The organism is Nakamurella flava (genome assembly GCF_005298075.1).
GTDB lineage: Bacteria > Actinomycetota > Actinomycetes > Mycobacteriales > Nakamurellaceae > Nakamurella > Nakamurella flava.
In genome coordinates this window covers 97,888-113,094 of sequence record NZ_SZZH01000008.1, presented here as the reverse complement: position 1 = coordinate 113,094, position 15,207 = coordinate 97,888, and the positions used below count along the sequence as shown (strand labels likewise).

The window sequence follows — 15,207 nt, the reverse complement described above, 5'->3', positions numbered from 1 at the left end:
TACCGTCGGCCCTACGTTCAGCGCCTCGCAGCAGCACGGCCCGACCGACACCCTCCTGGAGGAGCCATGACCGCGTCCCTGGAAATGCCCCCGATCACCGAGTGCACCGTCTCCGGGTGCTCGTACAACGACCACTCGTCGTGTCATGCGCACGCCATCACCATCAAGACCGGCGGCGAGGCCGCCGAGTGCGCGACCTTCATCCCGCTCGGGGCCAAGGGTGGGCTGACCAAGGTGACCGGCCACGTCGGCGCCTGCCAGCGGTCGGACTGCTCCCACAACGAGTCGCTGGAGTGCACCGCCAGCTCCATCCGGGTGGGCGCAGGCTCCGACGCCGCCGACTGCCTGACCTTCTCCACCCGCTGATCCCAGCCGGCGACACCGAACTCTCCACCCCGCCGCACGGGTTCGACCCGGCGACCGCACCGCGGTCGCCGGGTCGAGCTGTTTCCCGGCCCGGTCAGCCCGGTCAGGGGGTGCCGGACGGCCGACGGCGGTACCACGGCCCCCGGTTCGGGTCCTTGGGCTTGAACACCGGCTCGTCGCCCAGGAACAGCTGCAGCCACCGGGCGTCCGGGTCGACGTCGATCAGCAGGGCCTTGACCAGCAGGCTGGCCGGAATGGCCAGCACCGCGCCGATCGGACCCAGCAGGTAGGACCAGACGATCAGGGACAGGAAGCTGACCGTCGTCGTCAGGCCCACCGCGTCGCCGACGAACTTCGGTTGCAGCACGGACTGGATGACGAAGTTCAGCACGCAGTAGACGACGACCACCGCGATCATCAGGCCGGGGCCGCCGACGAGCAGGGCCAGCAGGGCCGGCGGGACGATGCCGATGATGAACCCGATGTTGGGGATGTAGTTGGTGACGAACGCCAGCAGCCCCCACAGGCCGGCCGCCGGGATGCCGAGGAGCAGCAGCGCCGCCCAGTCCAGGACGGCGACGATCGCGCCGAAGACCGTGGAGACGCCGAAGTACTTGCGCGTGCCGACGGCGAAGGTGGACAGCGCGCCGAGCGCCGGTTCCCGGCCCTGACGTACCCGTTCCATCCGTTCGCCGAAGACGGCCCCGTCGACGGCCAGGAAGATCAGCAGGGTCACCACGAAGAAGAGCGAGGACAGGACGGAGCCGACCGCCGACAGCAGGGCGGTGATCACCGAGACCACCTTGCTGCTGTCGAGGTGACCCACCAGGTCCTGGGTGCGGTCGGGTGAGATGCCGAATCCGGCGAGGAACTGCCGCAGGCCGGCGATCTGCGCGGTCATCTGGTCGGCGTACTGCGGAAGGATCGACGCGAATTGCGCGATGCCGATGACGGCCGAGGCGACCAGGCCGATGATGATCGCGTAGACCCCCACCACGACGGCCAGGGTGGCGAGCCACCGGGGGGCGCCGTGCCGGACCATCCAGCCGCGGATCGGTTCGACCGTGATGGTCAGGACCAGCGCGAGGAAGACCGGCCCGACGATGTCCGGCACCGCGCGGATACCCGCCCCGACGACAACGAGCGACGCCAGGGCGAGCATGACGACGAGTCCGCGGGGCAGGGCGGTCATCAGCGGGGCCGGTGGGTCCGCCGCCGGCGAAACCGCCGGGGGAGCGGCGAAGCCATCGTCGGGGTGCGCCTCGGGATGCGCGGACGCCGCGGCGTCGGTCGCGCGGGCGGCGGGGCTGTCGATCGGCTCGGGCATGGCAACGGTCCGTTCTGCTGCCGGGACGGGCGGTGACACCGAGGTCGTACCGGCCTCGCCCGTCCCGGAATGCCGGAATTGCAGACGGTTGCCGATTGTGGTGGATACCGGGTCGGTGGGGGCGTTCCGTCCGCCGGACGCGCCGTCGAACCGTGAGCCGAACCCCGCTTTCGGGCGGAAGGTCTTGCCAGCGCGCCGTTTCTGCGCTGTCGGGCATCGATCGCGGCGTGTCGTGCGGCGGGTCGCCTTGGTGGGCGTGCGGGGGGCCCATAGTCTGGCCGGGTCGTCGGGATGACGACGTGCTGCGTCAGGGCGGGAGTGTGATGACCGAACCAGCGAGGGACTTCAGTGCCTTCGCCTCCCGGAACATCGGGGCCAGTGGGGAAGCTGGTCCGGATGCGACGGTGCAGGCGCCGGGTTGGGAGCCGCAGGTGTACCGCGGCACCGCCCCCGAGGCCGAGGTGGTGTCGCCGCCTGCGGTCGACGCCGAACCGGCCGCGGAGGGCCGCTCCGAGAGTGCTCTGCTGACCGCCCCGGCGGTCGCGCCAGTGGTCCCGGCTCAGCCGGGCCCGGCCGATCGGCCCAACCTGGCGCACTCCTCCTCGCCCGCCGTGCGGGCGATGCGGGGTCGCGATCCCGAACCCACCCCGCTGAGCAGTCACGGTCCGGCCACCGTGCTGGCGATGTGCAACCAGAAGGGCGGGGTCGGCAAGACGACCTCGACCATCAACCTGGGTGCTGCGCTGGCCGGCTACGGGCGTCGTGTGCTGGTCGTCGACCTCGACCCCCAGGGGGCGTTGTCGGCCGGTCTCGGGGTGGCGTCGCACCAGCTCGAGCACACCATCTACGACCTGATGCTCGACCCGAAGACGCAGCTCACCGACGTGCTGATCCCGACGTCCGTCGAGGGGCTGGACCTCATCCCGGCCAACATCGACCTGTCGGCCGCCGAGGTGCAGCTGATCAACGAGGTCGGCCGCGAACACACCCTCGCCCGCGCCCTGCGCCCGGTGCTGCACGCCTACGACTACGTTCTCATCGACTGTCAGCCGTCGCTGGGTCTGCTCACGGTCAACGCGCTCGCCTGTGCCCAGGGCGTCATCATCCCGTTGGCCGCCGAGTTCTTCTCGCTGCGGGGCGTGGCCCTGCTGGTCGACACCATCAGCAAGGTGCAGGACCGGATCAACCCGGATCTGGACGTCAGCGGCGTGCTGGTCACGATGTACGACGGGCGCACCATGCACGCCCGTGAGGTGCTGTCGATGCTGGTCCAGCGGTTCGGGGACGCGGTGTACGACACGGTCATCTCGCGGACCGTGAAGTTCCCGGAGACCACCGTGGCCGGGGAGCCCATCACCAGCTACGCCCCCAGCTCGGGGGCGGCCGACTCCTACCGGATGCTCGCGCGTGAAGTGATCGCACGATGACCGCGACGCCGGAGCCCGACGAGGCCCCGGCGGCGCCGGTCACCGACGCGAACAGCACCGCATCCCCCGACGGGTCGCCGCCGGACGTCACCGACGCGGCGACCAGCGAGGCGGTCCCCCCGAACCGGACCTTCCGGGTCCGGCTGGACAACTTCGACGGGCCGTTCGACCTGCTGCTGCAGTTGATCAGCTCGCGGCGGATGGACGTCACCGAGGTGGCGCTCAGCCAGGTCACCGACGATTTCGTCGCCCACATCCGGGGGATGGGGGACCGCTGGGATCTGGACCAGGTCACCGAGTTCCTCGTCATCGCGGCCACCCTGGTCGAGATCAAGGCGGCCCGGTTGCTGCCGCAGACCGACGAGGACGCCGAGTCCGGCCTGGCCGACGACCTGTTCGCCTCGCGGGACCTGCTGTTCGCCCGTCTGCTGGCCTACCGGGCCTACCAGCAGGTGGCCGTGCTGTTCGCCGAACTGGAGGCCGGGGCACTCCGCCGGTACCCGCGCGCCGTCACCCTGGAGCCCCGCTACCTGGGACTGCTCGCGCCGGTGCGGATCGGGGTGACCCCCGAACAGTTCGCCGCGCTGGCCGCGGCCCAGTTCGCCCCCAAGCCGCCGCCCCCGTCGGTGAACCTCGACCACATCCACGCCTCCCCGGTGTCGGTGGCCGAACACACGGCGTCCATGAAGGAGCTGCTCGCCGCGCGGGGCTCGGCGACGTTCAGCGAGCTGGTCGCGGGCTGTGGGATCACCCTGGAGGTGGTCGCCCGCTTCCTCGGACTGCTGAATCTGTATCGGGAGGCCCAGGTGGCCTTCGATCAGGTCGAACCCCTCGGCCCGCTCACCGTACGGTGGACCGGAGCCGCGTCGGTCGGGTCGGACGCCCCCGGCGTTCCGGGCCCGTCGGACGGGCCCCCGCAGACCGTGGAGGAGTACGCATGACCAGCCCCGGGTCGACGGCATCCGCCGTCCCGGAGGAGACCCCGGACGCGGCCGCGACCCCGGCCGTCCCGTCGCCGCCGGCACCCGGGACAGCAGACATCGACGGGCCGTCCGGCCCCGTCGGGGCCGCATCCGAGGAGCATCCCGATGCCGTCGCCCCGGAAAGCGCCGAGCCACCGGACGGTGAGGCGACCGTGGAGGAACGGGACGCGGAACCGGCTGCGCCCGCCCCGCGTGGCCGGGGCGGAGGCGAGCCGGCCGAGCGGGTCCCCGACCACGACCTGGTCGGGGCCCTGGAAGCGGTGCTGCTGATCCTGGACAACCCGGCGACCGCCGCCGATCTGGCCGTGGCCGTCGGCCACACCCCGCAGCGGGTCACCGCCGAGTTGGAGGCGCTGGCCGACCGGTACACGTCGGCCGGGTCGGGGATCGAGCTGCGGGAGATCGGTGGCGGGTGGCGGTTCTGGACCCGGGACCGGTTCGCGCCGATCGTCGAACGTTTCGTGCTGGACGGCGCGCAGGGCCGGTTGTCCAAGGCCGCCCTGGAGTCGCTGGCCGTGGTCGCCTACCGCCAGCCGGTCACCCGCGCTCGGGTGTCGGCGGTGCGTGGGGTGAACGTCGACGGTGTCTTCCGCACCCTGACCGCCCGTGGTCTCATCGAGGAGGCCGGGTCCGATCCGGACAGCTCGGCCATCCTCTACCGGACCACTCCGCTGTTCCTGGACCGGATGGGCCTGACCGACCTGGCCGAGCTGCCGTCCCTGGGACCGCTGCTACCCGAGGCCGCCGACCTGGACCAACCCCTGGACTCCGCCCTGGACCGGGCCCTGCGTCCCGATGACACCTGAGGCCGGGTCGACCCCCGGTCCGATCAGCAGACGATGAACACGAACACGACGACGGAACAGTGATGAGTGCACACACCCCCGGCCGCGGCCGATCCAACGACCAGCCCGACGACGACGCCGAGGGCGTGCGCCTGCAGAAGGTGCTGGCCTCGGCCGGGGTCGCGTCCCGCCGCAAGGCCGAGGAGCTGATCCGGTCCGGCCGGGTCAAGGTCGACGGCATCGTCGTCCGCGAGATGGGCACCCGCATCGACCCCGACCAGGCCGTCGTGCACGTCGACGGCATGCGCGTGCAATTGCGTGACGACCTCGTCTACCTGGCCCTGAACAAGATGCCCGGCATGTTGTCCACCATGTCCGACGAGCTCGGTCGCCCACACATCGGGCAGCTGCTGGAGGACCGCACCGAGCGGCTGTTCCACGTCGGCCGCCTCGACATGGACTCCGAGGGCCTGATCCTGCTGACCAACGACGGCGATCTGGCCCACCGCCTCACCCACCCGTCCTTCGGGGTGGCCAAGACCTACATGGCCGAGGTGCCGGCGCCGATCCCGAAGGACCTCGGCCGCCAGCTCAAGCGCGGCATCCAGTTGGAGGACGGCCTGGTCAAGGTCGACTCGTTCGACGTGGTCGACATCCACAACGGCCGCGCCGTCGTCGAGGTGGTGCTGCACGAGGGCCGCAACCACATTGTCCGGCGGATGCTGGCCGCCGTCGACCATCCGGTGACGCGGCTCGTCCGCACCCAGATCGGCGAGTTGCGCCTCGGCCACCAGCGGCCCGGCACCCTGCGCAAACTCAACCCCGTCGAGGTCAGCCAGCTGTACAAGGCGGTCGGTCTGTGAGTGCCGCCGACCACGCCCCCGGGTCGTTCGTGATCGCGATCGACGGCCCGTCCGGGACCGGGAAGTCGACGGTGGCCCGGCGGGTCGCGGCCGCCCTCGGGGCCGGCTACCTCGACACCGGCGCCATGTACCGGCTGATCACGCTGGCCGTGCTGGAGACCGGGATCGATCCGACGGACGACGAGGCGGTGGCCACGATGGTCGCGTCGGTCACGTTCGACTCCCCGACCGACCCCTCGGCGCAGCAGCACGAACTGGCCGGCCGGTCGGTGACCTCCGAGATCCGCGGGCCGGAGGTGACCCGGGCGGTCACCCCGGTGTCGGCGAACCCGGCGGTCCGCGAACACCTGGCCACCCGGCAGCGCCGGCTCGCCCGCTCGGGGCGGATGGTGGTGGAGGGCCGGGACATCGGCACCGTCATCGTCCCGGACGCCGAACTGAAGATCTACCTGACCGCCGACGCCGACGAGCGGGCGCGCCGCCGGCACCGGCAGGACGCCGGCCGGACGGCCGCGGCTGTGGCGCCGGCCAGCGACATCGCCGCCGTCGCCCTGGATCTGGCCCGCCGGGACGACGCCGACTCGTCCCGGCAGCACGCTCCGCTGCAGGCCGCCGACGATGCCGTGGTGATCGACTCGTCGCAGATGGAGTTGGCCGAGACCGTCGCCACCGTGCTGCGCCTGGCGGCCGAGCGGGGGATCCGCTCATGAGCAGGACGGCTGAGCCGGCCAGGGGCTTTCGCCGCTGGTTCCGGCTGGGCGGCGAGAACGACCCCACCCCGGACCATGTCGGCCCGAAGGGGATGGACCGGGGCCGCCGGATCGGCATCACGCTGGCCGCCGTGCTCTACCGGATGCGGGTGCACGGGATGGCCAACGTGCCGGCCGACGGGGCGCTGCTGGTCGTCGTCAACCACCAGAACTTCCTGGACGGTGCCCTGGCGTTCGGGGAACTGACCCGCCGGTCGTCGTTCCTCATCAAGGCCGAGGCGGTGAAGGGCCCGCTGGGCTGGCTGCTGACCAACGTCGGGCAGTACGCCCTGGTCCGTGGGGTCCCCGACCGGGAGCCGCTGATGAAGGCGCTGGCCCAGCTCAAGGCGGGCGGCGTCGTCGGGATCTTCCCGGAGGGCACCCGCGGCGACGGCAACGTCGACACCGTGTTCCCCGGCGCCGGGTGGCTGGCCGCCCGGTCCGGCGCGCAGGTCCTGCCGGTCGCGATCCGCGGGACGGCCCGCCCGGCGGGTGCCCGGCGCCGCATCAAACCGCGGGTCGACATGCTCGTCGGGACGCCGTTCAGCGTGCCCCAGGGCGCCGGCCGCGCCGCCGTGGCCGCCGCGACGGAGGAAGTGCGGGTCCGGTTGGCCGGTCTCGTCCGTACGCTCGATGGGCAACTCGCGCAGCACGAGGGGGCCGCGGCCCCCTCCGGACGGAAGCAGGAACGATGACGACGCAGGAGCCCGGCGACACCGGCGAGAGCTGGGCCGGTGACGGCAGCTGGTCGGACGAGAGCGAATTCACCGGCTGGGAGGAGTTCGGCGACGACGCCGACGGCGATTCCGGCGGGGCCCGGCTGCCGGTGCTGGCCGTGGTCGGTCGGCCCAATGTCGGCAAGTCCTCGCTGGTCAACCGGTTCCTCGGGCGCCGAGAGGCGGTCGTGCAGGACATCCCGGGCGTCACCCGGGACCGGGTCAGCTACGACGCCCTGTGGAACGGCCGGAAGTTCTCCGTCGTCGACACCGGCGGGTGGGAGCCGGACGCGGCCGGGTTGCAGCAGTCGGTGGCCGCGCAGGCCGAACGGGCCATGAAGTCCGCCGACGCGGTCCTGGTGGTCATCGACACGACGGTCGGGGCGACCGCGGCCGAGGAGGCCCTGGCCCGGGTGCTGCGGCGTTCCAAGGTGCCGGTGATCCTTGTCGCCAACAAGGTCGACGACGAGCGGCTGATGGCGGACGCCGCGGCGCTGTGGTCGCTGGGTCTGGGTGAGCCGATCCCGGTGTCGGCCCTGCATGGCCGGGGTTCGGGCGATCTGCTCGACGCCGTGCTGGCCGCGCTGCCCGAGGCGCCGATGGACAAGTTCGGTTTCGGTGGCGGGGGCCCGCGCCGGGTCGCCCTGGTCGGCAAGCCGAACGTCGGCAAGTCGTCGCTGCTCAACAAGCTGACCGGCGAGTGGCGGTCCGTCGTCCACGACGTCGCCGGCACCACGGTCGACCCGGTCGACTCCCTGGTCGAGCTGGACGGCGAGGTGTGGCGTTTCGTCGACACCGCGGGTCTACGGCGACGGGTGAACCAGGCATCGGGCATGGAGTACTACGCCTCGCTGCGCACCCAGAGCGCGCTGGAGGCGGCCGAGGTGGCGATCGTGCTGATCGACTCCTCCGAACCGCTGTCCGAGCAGGACCAGCGGGTCATCTCGATGGTGGCCGACTCCGGGCGGGCGCTGGTCCTCGCCCTGAACAAGGCGGACCTGGTGGACGCCGACCGGCGCGAGGAGATCACCCGGGAGCTGGAACGCGGCCTGAACCGGGTTCCCTGGGCCCAGCAGCTCAACATCTCGGCCGAGACCGGGCGGGGCGTGCATCGCATCGCCCCGGCGCTGCGGACCGCGCTGGAGTCGTGGGACCGGCGCGTGCCGACCGGCCGGTTGAACTCGTGGCTGGGGGAGCTCATCGCCGCGACCCCGCCGCCGGTCCGGGGTGGCCGGCAGCCGCGGGTGCTCTTCGCGACCCAGGCCGCGAACCGGCCGCCGACGTTCGTGCTGTTCACCACCGGTTTTCTGGAGGCCGGGTACCGCCGGTTCATCGAGCGTCGGCTGCGCGAGGACTTCTCGTTCACCGGCTCGCCGGTGCGCGTGAACGTCCGGGTGCGGGAGAAGCGCGGGCGCAAGTAGTCGCTTTCCGTCCGCGAAGGCCCCGGGTCACGTCAGTGACCCGGGGCCTTCGCCGTTCGCGATGACCGGGGGTTGTTAGCGAAGCGAAATAGTTGTTAGACTGGCTAACGATCTCGGAGGGCAGCGCCGCCGTCCGGGAAGCCACCTGACACCCGTTCCGCTTCCTGAAGGATTCCCGTGCGCACTGTGCCCACGACCCACTCGGTCGCCCACGAACGGCGAGTGGCCCTCGGCCTGACGACCGTCGGCATCCTCGCCGCGATGCTCAATTCGTCCATCCTGCTGATTTCGCTGCCGGCGATCTTCGCCGGCCTCGGCCTGGATCCGCTGGCCCCGCAGAACATCTCGCTGCTGCTGTGGATGCTGATGGGCTACCTGCTGGTCACCGCCGTCCTGGTGGTCACCTTCGGCCGGCTGGGTGACCAGTACGGCCGGGCCAAGCTCTTCAACCTCGGCTTCGCGATCTTCTCCGTCGGCTCGATCGCCTGCGCGTTGCTGCCCAACACCGGCACCGCCGGCGCCTGGGAACTCATCGGTCTGCGCATCCTGCAGGGCGTCGGTGGCGCGATGCTGACCGCCAACTCGGCCGCGATCATCACCGACACCTTCCCGGCCGACCGTCGCGGGTTCGCCCTCGGCATCAACCAGGTCGCCGGGCTGGCCGGCTCGTTCCTCGGTCTGATCATCGGCGGCGTGCTGTCCGAGTGGGACTGGCGTGCGGTGTTCTGGGTCAGCGTGCCGATCGGGCTGTGGGGCACCTACATGGGCTACCGGCACCTGCACGATGCGCCGAAGCCGGCCGGGGCCGCGCGCAAGGTGACCGTCGACTGGTGGGGCAACGTGACGTTCGGGTTCGGCCTCATCGCCATCCTGGTCGCCATCACCTACGGCCTGCAGCCCTATGGCGGCCACACCATGGGTTGGACCAGCCCGACCGTCGTCGGCCTGCTCGTCCTGGGCGTCGTGCTACTGGGCGTGTTCGTGGCCGTCCAGATGCGGGTTGCCGAGCCGATGATGGACCTGCGACTGTTCCGCATCCGCGCGTTCACCGCCGGCAACATCGTCAACCTGCTGTCGGCGATGTCCCGCGGTGGGCTGCAGTTCGTGCTGATCATCTGGCTGCAGGGCATCTGGCTGCCGCTGCACGGCTACGACTTCGAGCAGACCCCGTTGTGGGCCGGCATCTACATGCTGCCGCTGACCGTCGGCTTCCTGGTCGCCGGACCGGTGTCCGGTTACCTGTCCGACCGCTACGGCGCCCGAGCCTTCGCCACCGGCGGCCTGCTCATCCAGGCGGCCAGCTTCGTCGGGCTGCTGATGCTGCCGGCCGACTTCTCCTATCCGGCGTTCGCGACCATGCTGGCGATCAACGGCATCGGTTCCGGCCTGATGGCCTCGCCGAACGCCGCCGCGATCATGAACGCCGTCCCGGCGGCCGAGCGTGGCGCCGCCGCCGGCATCCGGGCCACCGGCATGAACGCCGGCCAGGTGCTGTCGATGGGCGGGTTCTTCACCCTCATGGCCATCGGCCTGGCCAGTTCCATGCCGTCCGCGCTGTACGGCGGGCTGACCGCGCACGGCGTCCCGGCCGGGACCGCCGACGCCATCGCCCAGACCCCGCCGGTCGGCACCCTGTTCGCCGCGTTCCTCGGCGCCAACCCGATCGCCACCCTGCTCGGCGGCACGTCGATGCCGGGCGTCGACACCGCGACGCTGACCGGGCAGACGTTCTTCCCGAGCCTCATCTCCGGCCCGTTCAAGGACGGCCTCACCGTCGCCTTCGGCGTGGCCATCGCCATGCTGCTGATCGCCGCCGTGGTCTCGCTCTTCCGCGGCCAGCGGGTCGTCCACGACGAGGTCGTGCTCTACGACGGCGAGCCCGCACCCGTCGAGGCCGCCCCGGCCGACGAGAAGATGCTGGTGGGCGCGGCCGGTTCGTCGGCGGACACCGGTGATCGCCCCGCCCCCCGCATCCCGGACCAGCCTGCCCGGCACGCCGCCGGTCAGCACGCCGCGATCGACCGGACGGCTGTCGCGCCCGGGTCCGACCCCGGCAGCGGCGGCGGGCGGCACCGAGCGGCCGCCGGCGTGCGGTAGGCTGTTCGAGCCCGGTTCGCCGGGTGTTCGGGCTGTGGCGCAGCTTGGTAGCGCACTTGACTGGGGGTCAAGGGGTCGCAGGTTCAAATCCTGTCAGCCCGACCGAAAGCCCCGACGAGACCGCAGGTCTCGTCGGGGCTTCGTCGTTTCCGGGTCCGGCCGGTCAGCCACGCCAGGTCAGTCGCCCACCGCGAGGGTCTGTTCCTCGATCAACCGGGCCAGGGTCCGCAGGTCCGCCTCGATGAGCGCCGCGTCCTGGTCGAACTCCTGGTCGCTGGCATCCAGCTGACGGACGGTGAACAGGATCTCGGCGCCTTCCGGGTGGGGGAGCACCCGCATCGGGTTGGTCACGGTCACCCCGGACGGCAGGGTCACGTCATGGTCCAGGACGCCGAGATCGTTGCGGGGGACGAACCGAACGGTGACCCGGCCCATGGGGGAGTCGACGACGAGGGCATCGCCGTCCCGCACCGCCGGGCTGCTGGCCAGCCCGGACGCCCAGTTCGGCAGGTGATCCGGGTCGGCGGCGTAGGCGTAGATGACATCCGGGGCGGCCGCGACGACCCGGCTGATGTGACGGCTGCGCATCCGCCGAGTCTGGCACCGCGGCGCGGTCCGCGCCCGGTCCGCACCGCCCACGACATCACCCCAGGGCGGCCCGGACGGCGTCGGTGTCCAGCGGGCCACCGAACCGCGACGGGGTGAACTCGATGATCGTGGACCGGGCCACGCCCTCGGTGGTGAACGGGTCCGCGGCCACCGCGGCCTCCACCGCGGCCAGTTCGCCCTGGGCCAGGACGACGCCACCGGTGCGGGGCACCCGCCGCCCGGAGGCCAGGAACAACCCGGCCCGGTAGTGCTCGTCCACCCACTCCATGTGGGCCGGCATGACGGGTTCGACGGCGGACAGGTCGGCGGTGTACTCCACGACGATCACGAACATGTCCCGCAGTGAACACCACGGTCCCGGCGGCCCGGGGGTCGCCCGATGGTCGGGGTCCGGTCCGGAACCCGAGACCGAACCGGTATGCCGGTCCTAGTCTGACCCGCGTGACCGCCGCGTCCCCGTCACCCTCCGTCAAGCGCCCGGCCCGCCCGGCCCTGGTGCTGGCCACGGTGTGCGCGGCGCTGGGCATCATCTCGATCGACGTCACCGTCCTGCACGTGGCGGCCCCCTCCATCCAGCGGGCCCTGGACCCCACACCCGGCGAGCTGCTGTGGATCATCGACGTGTTCCCGTTCGTCGTCGCCCCGCTGCTGCTGTCGGCCGGGGTGTTGGGGGACCGGTTCGGGCGGCGGTTGTTCCTCGTCGTCGGGCTGGCGGTCTTCGGGTTGGCCTCCGGTTGGGCGGCGTTCGCCGGCGACCCCACCACCCTGATCCTCGCCCGGGCGGTGTCCGCCGTCGGTGGCTCGATGGCGATGCCCTCGACGATGTCGATGATCCGGGTGGCCTATCCCGATCGCGCCACCCGCGTCCGGGCCGTCGCGATCTGGTCGATGACCTCGGCCGGGGCGGCGGCGGCGGGCCCGGTGATCGGTGGCTTCCTGGTCGAGCACTTCTGGTGGGGATCGGTGTTCCTGGTCAACGTCCCGGTCTGCGCGGTGGTGATCGTCGCCGCGCTGGCCTGGACGAGGGAGTCCCGGTCGGACCGACCGGCCCGCTTCGATCTGGTCAGCCAGCTGCTGGCCGTCGGGGCCGTGCTGGCCGCCTGTCTGGCCGCGAACGAGCTGGCCGACCACGCCGTGCTGGTCAGCGCGGTCAGCGCGGTGGTCTCGGCCGGCCTGGTGGTCGCGTTCCTGCGCCGGCAGCGGGCGGCCATGGCCGCCGGCGTGCAGCCCACCCTGGACCTGGGGCTCTTCGCGGACCGGTCCTTCTCGGCGGCGCTGGTGGCGATCTTCCTGGCCATGTTCGCGATCGTCGGGCTCGATCTGCAGTTCGCCCAGCACCTGCAGCTCAGCCGGGGCCTGGCCGCGTTCACCGCCGCCCTGATGCTGCTGCCCCTGGCGCTGGCCACGATGGCCGGCGGGTTCTGCTCGCCCTGGCTGCTGCGCCGGCTGGGTCACCGCCGGACGATCTCCGGGGGACTGGTCGTCGCCGGGTTGGCCCTGGTGCCTGTCGTCGCCCTCGGCGGGGCCGAGTCGTTCGTCGTCTTCGGGATCTGCACCGGTGTGGTCGGGTTCAGTGTCGAGGTGGTGGCCGTCGCGGCCAACGACCTGATCATCTCCTCGGCCGGTGAGCACGAGGTGGGTGGGGCGGCGGCCCTCGAGGAGATCGCCTACGACCTGGGCGGCGGCTTCGGTGTGGCCGTCCTCGGGGCCGTGGCCGCCACCGCGGTGGTGGCCGGCGGTGACGACGGTTTCGTGCGGGCGGTCGGTGGCTCCGTCGTCGTCCTGGTGGCCGTCGGGCTGGTGATGGCCGGACTGCTGCGGCGGGCGGACGTGCAGACGCGGGCCTGATCGCGCCGCCCGCCCCCACGATCAGTTACGCAAAGTAGTCTTTGGCTACTCTGAGCGATACAGTTGGCGGGCGTCCTCCACGTCCTCTGAACGGATCCCCATGCGACTGATCGATTGGCTGCACCCCCGCGACCGCCGGGTGGCCGCGCACAAGGTCGCCATCATGACCGCAGTCGCCGCGGGCGTGATGCTGTTCGAGGCACTGGTCCGGATCGCCGGTGGCCACACCGGCGATCTGATCGCTCCGGTCACCACGTCGCTGGCCCTCTTCGCGGTCGCCGTCGCGTTCCTCGCCGTGCGCCGGGAACCGTCGCTGGTCGGGCGCACCCTCTGGGCCGTTCTCCCGGTCGCCGGCGTCGTCCTCATCGCCGCCTTGGACCTGGCCACCTCGGACGCCGGATTCGTCGGACTGTTCAGCTTCGTCTTCCCGGCCCTCTACGCCGCGTCCCAGTTGCGTCAACCAGGCGTCATCCTGATCTCCGGTCTCGTGCAGACCGCCTGTGCCGTCGTCGTCTTCACCGTGCTGCCGCCGATCGACGCCGTCGTGACGATGGCCTACTTCGCCGGGATCGGCCTCACTGCGACCCTGCTGCTGTTCCAGAGCGTCGAGCGGACGGCCCGGCTGGTCGAGCGGCTCGAACAGCTCGCCGCGGTCGACCCGCTGACCGGGCTGGTCACCCGCCGGGTCCTGGAAGAGGCCACCCGCACCGCCCTGAGCCGCTCGCCCGACGTGGGCACCGGCCTGATCCTGGTCGACGTCGACCACTTCAAGGCCATCAACGACCGGTTCGGGCATCCGGCCGGTGACGAGGTCCTGGTGCAGTTGGCCGCAGTCCTGCGCGGCCAGTGCCGCAGCACCGATGTCATCAGCCGGCTGGGCGGCGACGAGATCGCCATCCTGCTGCCCGGCATGCACGCCGCCGACCTCCCCGACCGGGCGGAGGCGCTGGGCGTCGCCGTCCGGGGCCTGACCGTCACGCTGCCCGACGGAGGGACGACCAGTCTGTCGGTCAGCGGCGGGGCCGCTCACGCCCCCAGCCACGCCGGCGACCACCGCAGCCTCTACACGGCGGCCGACATCGCGCTCTACGAGGCCAAACGGTCCGGTCGCGACCGCATCGTCGTCTCGACCGGCACCTCCCGCGTCATCGTCGGCCCGGGCCCGTCGTCCACCTCCGGCCGACCGGAGGAACTGACCGGTGAACGGCCCGTCCCCGCCGGCCCGGCCCAGCCCTGACCGGCCGTCCGTCACCCCGGTGTCGGGTCGGTCGTCCCGGCCCGGGTGCCACGGAGGCGGGCTAGGCTCCCGTCATGGGCGACACCGCGACCCCCCGTCAGCACACCGCACCGGCCGAGGCCTCCCCGCGTGAGGCCGGCTGGGTCCCGGTCGGCGACCCGGCCGAACTGCGCGCGCTCGTCGGCGAGCCGATGACGACCGCGGTCCGCAAGGTCCGCCCCGCGCTGCACGAGCTCGACCGGGTCTGGCTGGCCGCGTCGCCGTTCTGTCTCGTCGGCACCGCGGATGGCCACGGCACCTGCGACGTCTCCCCGAAGGGCGACCCGGCGGGCTCCCTGGTGCACGTCATCGATGACAAGACCATCGCCCTGGCCGAACGGCCCGGCAACCACCGGGTCGACGGCTACCTCAACGTGCTGACCAACCCCCACGTCGGGCTGATCTTCCTCATCCCCGGGCGCAACGACACCCTGCGGATCAACGGCCGGGCCCGCGTGCTGCGCGACGCCCCCTTCTTCGACGAACTGCTCGTCAAGGGCCACCGGCCGATGCTGGCGCTGGTCGTCGACATCGACGAGGTGTTCCACCACTGCCCCAAGGCGTTCCTGCGTTCGAAGCTGTGGGAGCCCGACAGCTGGGGCGGCCCGGGCTCGCCGGCCGAAGCGGTGCCGTCCACCGCCGTGCTGACCCGGACCATCGTCACCCCCGAGGTGCCGCTGGCCGACCTGCAGGAGCGGTACGGGCCGAGCTACGCCGAGCGCCTGTACCGCGAGGAGTAG

15 protein-coding genes and 1 tRNA gene are annotated in these 15,207 nt (G+C 71.9%); 13 read left to right on the top strand and 3 right to left on the bottom strand.

Translation table 11 applies throughout. The features are described from left to right. Positions 1-66 precede the first annotated feature (66 nt). Positions 67-366 carry a DUF1540 domain-containing protein gene (locus tag FDO65_RS21610; protein ID WP_137451825.1) on the top strand — a complete coding sequence of 100 codons (300 nt, stop codon included), beginning with the start codon at positions 67-69 and terminating at the stop codon, positions 364-366. Positions 367-469: 103 nt separating this feature from the next. Here the strand turns inward: FDO65_RS21610 and FDO65_RS21605 are convergent, their stop codons facing one another. Beyond that, positions 470-1,693 carry an AI-2E family transporter gene (locus FDO65_RS21605; protein WP_137451824.1) on the bottom strand — a complete coding sequence of 408 codons (1,224 nt, stop codon included), beginning with the start codon at positions 1,691-1,693 and terminating at the stop codon, positions 470-472. Between the two features lie 620 nt (positions 1,694-2,313). On the opposite strand from FDO65_RS21605, the gene FDO65_RS21600 reads away from it, so the two are divergent. From FDO65_RS21600 to FDO65_RS21560, 9 genes are all read left to right on the top strand, one after another. Then, positions 2,314-3,120: a ParA family protein gene (locus FDO65_RS21600; protein ID WP_137451849.1), complete on the top strand. Its 807-nt coding sequence runs from the start codon at positions 2,314-2,316 to the stop codon at positions 3,118-3,120. Further along, on the top strand, positions 3,117-4,061 hold the full coding sequence (locus FDO65_RS21595) for a segregation and condensation protein A (protein WP_137451823.1): 945 nt from the start codon (positions 3,117-3,119) through the stop codon (positions 4,059-4,061). Before FDO65_RS21600 ends, FDO65_RS21595 begins: the two co-directional genes overlap by 4 nt. Then, positions 4,058-4,909 carry an SMC-Scp complex subunit ScpB gene (gene scpB, locus FDO65_RS21590; RefSeq protein WP_205850236.1) on the top strand — a complete coding sequence of 284 codons (852 nt, stop codon included), beginning with the start codon at positions 4,058-4,060 and terminating at the stop codon, positions 4,907-4,909. The genes FDO65_RS21595 and scpB overlap by 4 nt, the downstream gene beginning before the upstream one ends. Before the next feature lie 62 nt (positions 4,910-4,971). Then, positions 4,972-5,751 (top strand): pseudouridine synthase, encoded by a 780-nt coding sequence (locus FDO65_RS21585; protein WP_137451822.1) that lies wholly within the window; start codon positions 4,972-4,974, stop codon positions 5,749-5,751. Beyond that, complete coding sequence (cmk, locus tag FDO65_RS21580; RefSeq protein WP_205850235.1) at positions 5,748-6,461, top strand: (d)CMP kinase; 714 nt, start codon at positions 5,748-5,750, stop codon at positions 6,459-6,461. Before FDO65_RS21585 ends, cmk begins: the two co-directional genes overlap by 4 nt. Further along, positions 6,458-7,195, top strand: a complete 738-nt coding sequence (locus FDO65_RS21575; RefSeq protein ID WP_137451821.1) for a lysophospholipid acyltransferase family protein — start codon at positions 6,458-6,460, stop codon at positions 7,193-7,195. Before cmk ends, FDO65_RS21575 begins: the two co-directional genes overlap by 4 nt. Further along, positions 7,192-8,637 (top strand): ribosome biogenesis GTPase Der, encoded by a 1,446-nt coding sequence (der, locus tag FDO65_RS21570; RefSeq protein WP_137451820.1) that lies wholly within the window; start codon positions 7,192-7,194, stop codon positions 8,635-8,637. The genes FDO65_RS21575 and der overlap by 4 nt, the downstream gene beginning before the upstream one ends. Before the next feature lie 177 nt (positions 8,638-8,814). Next, positions 8,815-10,734 (top strand): MFS transporter, encoded by a 1,920-nt coding sequence (locus FDO65_RS21565; RefSeq protein WP_240757808.1) that lies wholly within the window; start codon positions 8,815-8,817, stop codon positions 10,732-10,734. Positions 10,735-10,762: 28 nt separating this feature from the next. Beyond that, positions 10,763-10,836: transfer RNA gene (locus FDO65_RS21560), tRNA-Pro, on the top strand. Between the two features lie 75 nt (positions 10,837-10,911). Here FDO65_RS21560 and FDO65_RS21555 read toward each other — a convergent pair. Together FDO65_RS21555 and FDO65_RS21550 are read right to left on the bottom strand one after the other, a co-directional pair. After that, the gene (locus tag FDO65_RS21555; protein ID WP_205850234.1) at positions 10,912-11,322 is read right to left on the bottom strand and encodes an SRPBCC family protein; all 411 of its coding nucleotides are present in this window, start codon (positions 11,320-11,322) and stop codon (positions 10,912-10,914) included. Positions 11,323-11,377: 55 nt separating this feature from the next. After that, positions 11,378-11,677: a YciI family protein gene (locus FDO65_RS21550; protein ID WP_137451819.1), complete on the bottom strand. Its 300-nt coding sequence runs from the start codon at positions 11,675-11,677 to the stop codon at positions 11,378-11,380. Between the two features lie 107 nt (positions 11,678-11,784). Between FDO65_RS21550 and FDO65_RS21545 the strand changes: the two genes are divergently transcribed. The 3 genes from FDO65_RS21545 (at position 11,785) to FDO65_RS21535 (ending at position 15,207) form a co-directional block, all read left to right on the top strand. Beyond that, complete coding sequence (locus FDO65_RS21545; protein WP_166442338.1) at positions 11,785-13,191, top strand: MFS transporter; 1,407 nt, start codon at positions 11,785-11,787, stop codon at positions 13,189-13,191. A 100-nt stretch (positions 13,192-13,291) separates the two neighbouring features. After that, positions 13,292-14,428, top strand: coding sequence for a GGDEF domain-containing protein (locus FDO65_RS21540; RefSeq protein ID WP_137451817.1), 1,137 nt, complete (start codon positions 13,292-13,294; stop codon positions 14,426-14,428). A gap of 191 nt (positions 14,429-14,619) precedes the next feature. Then, positions 14,620-15,207, top strand: a complete 588-nt coding sequence (locus FDO65_RS21535; RefSeq protein ID WP_420847563.1) for an MSMEG_1061 family FMN-dependent PPOX-type flavoprotein — start codon at positions 14,620-14,622, stop codon at positions 15,205-15,207.

What these genes read in the sequence shown, in the direction of transcription:
- FDO65_RS21610 (WP_137451825.1), top strand. Translation starts at nt 67, where the DNA reads ATGACCGCGTCCCTGGAAATGCCCCCGATCACCGAGTGCACCGTCTCC.
- FDO65_RS21605 (WP_137451824.1), bottom strand. Translation starts at nt 1,693, where the DNA reads ATGCCCGAGCCGATCGACAGCCCCGCCGCCCGCGCGACCGACGCCGCG.
- FDO65_RS21600 (WP_137451849.1), top strand. Translation starts at nt 2,314, where the DNA reads ATGCGGGGTCGCGATCCCGAACCCACCCCGCTGAGCAGTCACGGTCCG.
- FDO65_RS21595 (WP_137451823.1), top strand. Translation starts at nt 3,117, where the DNA reads ATGACCGCGACGCCGGAGCCCGACGAGGCCCCGGCGGCGCCGGTCACC.
- scpB (WP_205850236.1), top strand. Translation starts at nt 4,058, where the DNA reads ATGACCAGCCCCGGGTCGACGGCATCCGCCGTCCCGGAGGAGACCCCG.
- FDO65_RS21585 (WP_137451822.1), top strand. Translation starts at nt 4,972, where the DNA reads ATGAGTGCACACACCCCCGGCCGCGGCCGATCCAACGACCAGCCCGAC.
- FDO65_RS21575 (WP_137451821.1), top strand. Translation starts at nt 6,458, where the DNA reads ATGAGCAGGACGGCTGAGCCGGCCAGGGGCTTTCGCCGCTGGTTCCGG.
- der (WP_137451820.1), top strand. Translation starts at nt 7,192, where the DNA reads ATGACGACGCAGGAGCCCGGCGACACCGGCGAGAGCTGGGCCGGTGAC.
- FDO65_RS21555 (WP_205850234.1), bottom strand. Translation starts at nt 11,322, where the DNA reads ATGCGCAGCCGTCACATCAGCCGGGTCGTCGCGGCCGCCCCGGATGTC.
- FDO65_RS21550 (WP_137451819.1), bottom strand. Translation starts at nt 11,677, where the DNA reads ATGTTCGTGATCGTCGTGGAGTACACCGCCGACCTGTCCGCCGTCGAA.
- FDO65_RS21540 (WP_137451817.1), top strand. Translation starts at nt 13,292, where the DNA reads ATGCGACTGATCGATTGGCTGCACCCCCGCGACCGCCGGGTGGCCGCG.
- FDO65_RS21535 (WP_420847563.1), top strand. Translation starts at nt 14,620, where the DNA reads ATGACGACCGCGGTCCGCAAGGTCCGCCCCGCGCTGCACGAGCTCGAC.